Source organism: Faecalicatena orotica (genome assembly GCF_003149245.1).
Classification (GTDB): domain Bacteria; phylum Bacillota; class Clostridia; order Lachnospirales; family Lachnospiraceae; genus Faecalicatena_A; species Faecalicatena_A orotica.
Window position 1 is genome coordinate 313599 of record NZ_QGDL01000004.1, and the last position, 6488, is coordinate 320086.

General features: G+C 46.5%; 5 protein-coding genes. 1 reads left to right on the forward strand and 4 read right to left on the reverse strand.

All coding sequences use genetic code 11. From position 1 onward, the window contains the following. Position 1 precedes the first annotated feature (1 nt). The 4 genes from A8806_RS08905 to A8806_RS08920 form a co-directional block, all read right to left on the reverse strand. Positions 2-769, reverse strand: coding sequence for a TatD family hydrolase (locus A8806_RS08905; protein WP_109730837.1), 768 nt, complete (start codon positions 767-769; stop codon positions 2-4). A 273-nt stretch (positions 770-1042) separates the two neighbouring features. Further along, positions 1043-3049: a beta-propeller domain-containing protein gene (locus A8806_RS08910; RefSeq protein ID WP_109730838.1), complete on the reverse strand. Its 2007-nt coding sequence runs from the start codon at positions 3047-3049 to the stop codon at positions 1043-1045. A gap of 15 nt (positions 3050-3064) precedes the next feature. Beyond that, entirely contained in the window at positions 3065-3577 is a 513-nt protein-coding gene (locus A8806_RS08915; protein ID WP_109730839.1) for an RNA polymerase sigma factor, read from the reverse strand. A 174-nt stretch (positions 3578-3751) separates the two neighbouring features. Continuing rightward, positions 3752-6019, reverse strand: coding sequence for a hydratase (locus A8806_RS08920; RefSeq protein WP_109730840.1), 2268 nt, complete (start codon positions 6017-6019; stop codon positions 3752-3754). A gap of 245 nt (positions 6020-6264) precedes the next feature. Between A8806_RS08920 and A8806_RS26995 the strand changes: the two genes are divergently transcribed. Continuing rightward, a partial coding sequence (locus A8806_RS26995) for a helix-turn-helix domain-containing protein (protein WP_146203268.1) occupies positions 6265-6488 on the forward strand: 224 nt, incomplete at its 3' end.

Sequence of the window (6488 nt, forward strand, 5' to 3'; positions counted from 1 at the left end):
TTTATGGTTCCATATGGTACAGCCGTCTCGCGTTTTCCTCTGTCGTTTTCACCACCTCCTCATAAGTCACACCCTTTAAGGAGGCAATCTCCTCCGCCACATACGTCAGATTCAGTGAAGAATTCCTTTTGCCCCTGTTCGGTACAGGCGCCAGATACGGACAGTCCGTTTCAAGTACAAGGGATTCCAACGGCGTATCCACGACCACTTCTTTTAACTTTCTGGAATTTTTAAACGTAACCACGCCTCCGATGCCAATGTAAAACCCTCTTTTCACATACTCCCTTGCCAGTTCCACCGAATAGGAAAAGCAATGGATCACTCCGTCCAGCCCCTCTGCGTGTTCCTTCATAATCTCAAACGTATCGGCGGCCGCATCTCTGCTGTGTATAATGACCGGCATTCCAAGTTCTCTTGCCAGATCAAGCTGGCGTATAAACCATGCTTTCTGAATTTCATGGCTTTCATTATCCCAGTAATAATCCAGGCCAATCTCCCCTACTGCCACAAACTTTTCTTCCTGCAAAATCCCTTTCAGACGTGAAAACTTTTCTTCATCCAATTCCCCCACATCGTCCGGATGTACACCGGCCGCCCCGTATATGAAGGGGTACTTCCCAACAAGTGTCCGGATATCCTCCCATGACGCTACATCCGAACCGACATTCACAATCGTTCCCACGCCGCCGTCATGTACAGCCCCCAGCAGTTCGTCCCTGTCCTCATGAAACTGCTCATCATCATAATGAGCATGCGTATCAAATATCATCTGTTATGCCTCCTGTATCACTTCATTCTGTCTTAATCCACACTTAACTGCGAGCATTATACCATAAATACTAAACTCGTAAAATACCTCGTTAAGTATTTAGGTATATGTCTTACTAAGCGTGATAAAACCACGCTAAGTGCGAGCATTATACCATAAATGCTAAACTCGTAAAATACCTCGTTAAGTATTTAGGCATATATCTTACTAAGCGTAATAAAAACCAAAATCCGCCCTGCACATTTATGCAGAACGGATTTTAATTTTAACACACTACAAAACGATATCATCCACCTTCTTAAAACCATCTATCGCATAGGATTCCACAGTATTTCCCGCCACAATATAAATTTTATCCCCGGAATACACGCCCCGTCCTTCGTAGGAACTGCCCAGTTCCCTGTCAAACAGACACTTGAAACCATCTTTACCATCATAGGAGAAAAGATAATAATGCGGGCCCTGCCCGTATGCAGTAAACCCGATCAGGTTCCGGTCCGTGCTGATGAGCGCTGCCTTGTAATTGTAGGATACCGCACTGGAATAAATATCTTCCAGCACATACTTCTCTACTTCCTTCACATTGGACGGATCTGATATATCAAACATGGACAGCTTCACACCATTAGTCACCGTTCCCGTTTCATCCACGTCCATTCCGATTCCGAGCAGCAGCCCGTCCCCGTAAGGATGCAGGTAATCTGAGAATCCCGGTATCTTAAGTTCTCCCAGTATCTTAGGTTTCTTCGGGTCAGACAAATCCACGGAAAACAGCGGGTCCACCTGTTTATAAGTTACAAAATACCCTGTATCCCCCATAAATCTCGCAGAATATACCATCTCGTCTTTTGCGAGCCCGTCTATCTTGCTTAGTTCCTCCAGATTCTCATCCAGAATATACAGTGCATTGCTGTCCTTCTCTGCCGTATCACTGACCGTTCCGAAAAGTACAAGAGGAGACACGCTCCTGCCGGTTGCGCTGACCGTTGTAACCAGTCTTAAATTGCCTTCATATTCATCAATACTGAAAGAATCATTCAGAGTCCCGTCAATTCTTGTCTGCCCGACTGCCTTCAGGCTGCCGTCCTTGTAGGCTACCTTTCTGATGCAGGTCTGCGTCACAATCGAGTCCTCAGAATTATAATATCCTTCACAGACATAGATATTCTCATTGCTCACATAAACAAGGCCTGCACTTCCAAAAATGGCTTTGCTGTCGACCTTTTTATCAGGGTCTTTCAGAGAAAATGAAGCCACTACTGTATACTGGCTGCCGCGTATATACTGGGGAAGCAGGATGTTGGCGCTATCTACTGCTTTCCCGTTTATTTCAGGAATATAGGAGGAAATATCATCCCTCGCCGCCTGTACATCTGCTTGAAAATTACTGAGCATATATACATAATCACCGATCACACGCATCGTATAAAAATTACCACTCTGCGTAATCATTCCGGCGGACTTCGGTTCCTTAGGATTGCTTACATCGTAAGTCTCCGCGACCGTATATTGTTTATACATTCCGCCATACCCGTTCTCACCATCTTCATACTCCGACCGCGTATAGACAACGACCAGTTTATCATCCTTCACATAAAGTTCAGAAACAAAACAGTCATCTTCCATCCTGATGGCTCCAAGATCTTCCATCTCTTCGCCCTCTATATCTACAATCTGAATCTTCTGTCCGTTCAGAATATAGAGTCGGCTGCCATCGGTCTTGACAATATCTCCTTCACCGACACCTTCCTGCCTCACATTCGTATCGGAATAGGCTGATGCCTGATCTGCCGCAGAAACACTCTTCTCCGCCGACCCGGCCGCCGTATTGGCAGAGTCTTCCATCGCGCCGTCATCTACCCTGCTCTCGGGCATGACAGAACCGGTGTTTCCGTAGCCCCCGTACAGTTTATCCTGATTCTTTTTCTCCGCCTTAATATACTTATATATCTGGTCATAATCTTCTGCCGATGCAATGGTTTTGTCCACGGATACCCCTCCGCTGTCAGCGGAAGATTTCCTGCCGGCAGAATCTGCCGTTTCCGACAGGTCCCCGTTGTTCTTTGTCAGCATTCCGTTTCCTGCAACTGCAATGCCAATCACGAGGACACAGCAGGCTGCCGCCGCACAGACGGTATAAAGTGGTTTCCATTTTTTCTTCTTCACTGTCTTTTGTTCCAGCATTTTTTCAATATTCTCAGGCTTCAGGGAATCCGGTACCTCTACCTCGTTTGTCTTCGCCTTTAATTCTTCTTCAAATTGTTCCTGTTCAAAACTCATTTATAACACCCCTTTCTACTCCAGAACCCGCCGCATCTTTTCCAGTGCACGGGTCTTCTTCGATCGGACGGTGGCCGCCTTCTGGTCCAGCATGCCGCCTATCTCATCACTCTGGTAGCCCCCGAACACAGAAAACGCCACTATCATACGTTCCTCTTCACTCAAAAGCAGAAATGCTTCCCGTACATCATGAGCTTTCGCATAATCCTTTTCTTCGTCCGGTATATCCGTCTCCAGCTCCGCTGTCTGCTTTGTATCCCGGAACTTTTTCCTGCACTGGTTGCTTAAAATCTTAAAAATCCATCCCCGGAAGGATTCCTCCTTCTTCAGGCCGCCAATGTTCTCATAGGCCGCCATGACAGCCTCACTGACTGCATCCTCAGCATCCTGAGGATGCTTTAACGTGTACAATGCAAACTTGTATAATTCCACATGGATTCTGGCATACAGCTCCGAAAATGCCTTCACATCCCCTTTTCGGGAACGCCTGATCAGTTCCAGCTCTGAGCCCTGCTCATAATCATACATCTGCACCCCTCCTCTCTCGTTTCGCGAAACCTTTACATTCATGAATGAAAACGAAACAGCATCTCATGCTTCGTTCCTGTATATAAGAGTAAAAAGCAAGTCGTTTTGTTGCACAAAAACAAAAAATATTTTTCAGGCAGAAAAGAAACGCACCGGTTACCCGATGCGTTCTTATTATCCCCTGTAATAGTTAATCAGACATCCCTTTAAGATGATCTCGCGTTCCACATCTGTCAGTTCCCCGAGATGGAAACAAATCTCCTTCAGGCCGTCACCGACCACATATGCCTTGATCGTATCCGCTTTCTCTTCCACCGCTTTTCTCACATCCGGAACGAAGATGTAATCTCCGTTGCTAAATGAAAGATGTTCATGGTCCTCATCTGTAAGGAATGGAAGCATGCCCCAGTTAATCAGGTTGGAGCGATAACGTTTCGTTGCATATTCATTTGCGATATTCGCCCAGCCCCCGAGTACCTTCTGGCAGGATGCAGCCTGCTCACGCGCAGAACCGTCTCCCGGCTTCACTGCAAAAATAGTGCTGCCGACTCCGATATTGCCTCTTCCGACTTCCGGATAAACCTCCTGGATCTTCGCCATTACCGGCTTCAACTCTTCAAGCGCATCCAGCGGGCATGTATCCGCTTCGATTGCTTTCTGTGCAGCCTGTACTTTTTTCGCACGTCCGACATAAGCCGGGTCTTTTCTGGAAAGTGCAAATTCAGCGAGCCCAAGCGGGTTGGAGCGGTAAGAGGAAGTCTCACCGGACGGGATCAGTTCGTCTGTCGTCGTAACCGGATCATGAATCTCTGATACCACCTTTAAGATCAGGTTCTCAGGCAGGGCAGCCATAGCAGGCCAGTCCTTGATATTCGGTCCGAATTTGATCTCAACACTCGGATCAGCAACACCCTTGCTGTCAAATACACGGTTCTCGTAGATACTCTTATCAAAATGATACTTCTGTCCTGTATATTCCACATCCACTGCCGTTGCAGGTGTCAGGAATCCCTTGTTCGCTGCCGTAGCCGCAATCGAACGTGCATCCATCAATGCAACAGAAGAAATCTGTCCGTTCTGGAGCTTGGAACCTTCACGGTTCGGGAAGTTTCTCGTTGAATGGCGGATGGAAAACGCATTGTTGGCCGGAGTGTCTCCCGCTCCGAAGCAGGGTCCACAGAAAGCAGTCTTCACAATCGTTCCTGCTGCCATCAGGTCAGCAACCGCGCCGTTCTTTACAAGTTCCATATAAATCGGCGTACTTGCCGGGTAAACACTGAATGTGAATTCATCGTGTCCGATATTTTTACCCTTGATAATGTCTGCCGCAGCACAGATATTTTCAAATCCGCCGCCCGCACATCCTGCAATGATTCCCTGTTCCACGTAGAACTTTCCGTTCACAATCTTATCCTGCAGAGAATAATCCACTGCCCCGTCAAGACTCACAAGTGCCTTCTTCTCAACATCATGTAAAATATCTTCGAGGTTCTCATTCAGCTCGTCAATTGTATAAACGTTACTCGGGTGGAATGGCATCGCGATCATAGGTTTGATCTCGCTCATATTTACATAAACCATTCCATCATAATAGGTAACTGCTCCCGGGTTAAGTTCTTTGTATTCTTCGCTTCTGCCGTGGATATCGTAGAACTCCTGAATCTTCTCATCTGTCCTCCAGATGGAAGAAAGACAGGTTGTCTCTGTCGTCATAACATCAATGCCAATTCTGAAATCAGCACTCAGCTTGCTGACGCCCGGTCCTACAAATTCCATTACTTTATTATTAACATAGCCGTTTCCAAATGTAGCGCCGATAATCGCAAGAGCCACATCCTGAGGGCCGACGCCCTTCATCGGTTCTCCATCAAGGTAAATACCGATCACGCCCGGCATTTTGATATCGTAAGTCTTATTCAGCAGCTGCTTCACAAGCTCCGGACCGCCTTCTCCCATAGCCATCGTTCCAAGTGCACCATAACGTGTGTGGCTGTCTGAACCAAGAATCATCTTTCCGCCGCCTGCAAGCATCTCGCGTGCAAACTGGTGGATAACTGCCTGATGAGGCGGAACATAGACGCCGCCGTACTTTTTCGCACAGGTCAGTCCAAACATGTGGTCATCCTCATTGATCGTACCACCTACCGCGCATAAACTATTATGGCAGTTCGTCAGCACGTAAGGAACCGGGAACTTCTCAAGTCCTGAAGCCCTTGCCGTCTGGATGATCCCGACAAATGTAATATCGTGGGATGTCAGCTTGTCAAATTTAATCTGAAGATGCTCCATATCCGGTGATGTGTTGTGAGCATTAAGGATTCCGTACGCAATTGTATGTTTCGCTGCCTCTTCCTTCGTGGAAGGAACCTGTACATTGCCGGTATCTTCAACGATCTCGGCTCCGTTTAACAGATAGACACCATTCTCATATAGTTTTATCATGAAATACCCTCCTAAAACTTTTCTGTGTTAAATCGTTACTGTTTATCATTTTAGCATGATAAAGGAGGGATGTAAATAAGCGACTGTGCAAAAAGGTGAGGCGTAAATTATTTTTCTAAATCCTGCCCTGTTCATCCTATGTAGGACTTAGTCTTGGATAAGTAGGGTTTACTCTTGCATATGATTCCTTCTAGCGGTATAGTTCTATCAGTTGTCCAAACCGGCGGCATAAGGAGGATAACACTATGTCAAAACTTATACCAGGGAATCATAAACATCTTACAATCGAGGACCGTCGCTATATTGAACAATCTCTAGATGAAAGCAAGTCTTTTCGTGAGATTTCCAAGTACCTTTGTAAGGACCCGTCCACCATATCCGATGAAGTCTTTAAAAATCGGGTTGCTAACACTTGGAATAAAGGCAGCTTCAACAACCCTCATAACTTTTGTGTCCATCGGTTTCGCTG

Excerpts from the sequence above, each read along its gene's own strand:
- A8806_RS08905 (WP_109730837.1), bottom strand. The coding sequence starts at position 769 with ATGATATTTGATACGCATGCTCATTATGATGATGAGCAGTTTCATGAG.
- A8806_RS08910 (WP_109730838.1), bottom strand. The coding sequence starts at position 3,049 with ATGAGTTTTGAACAGGAACAATTTGAAGAAGAATTAAAGGCGAAGACA.
- A8806_RS08915 (WP_109730839.1), bottom strand. The coding sequence starts at position 3,577 with ATGTATGATTATGAGCAGGGCTCAGAGCTGGAACTGATCAGGCGTTCC.
- A8806_RS08920 (WP_109730840.1), bottom strand. The coding sequence starts at position 6,019 with ATGATAAAACTATATGAGAATGGTGTCTATCTGTTAAACGGAGCCGAG.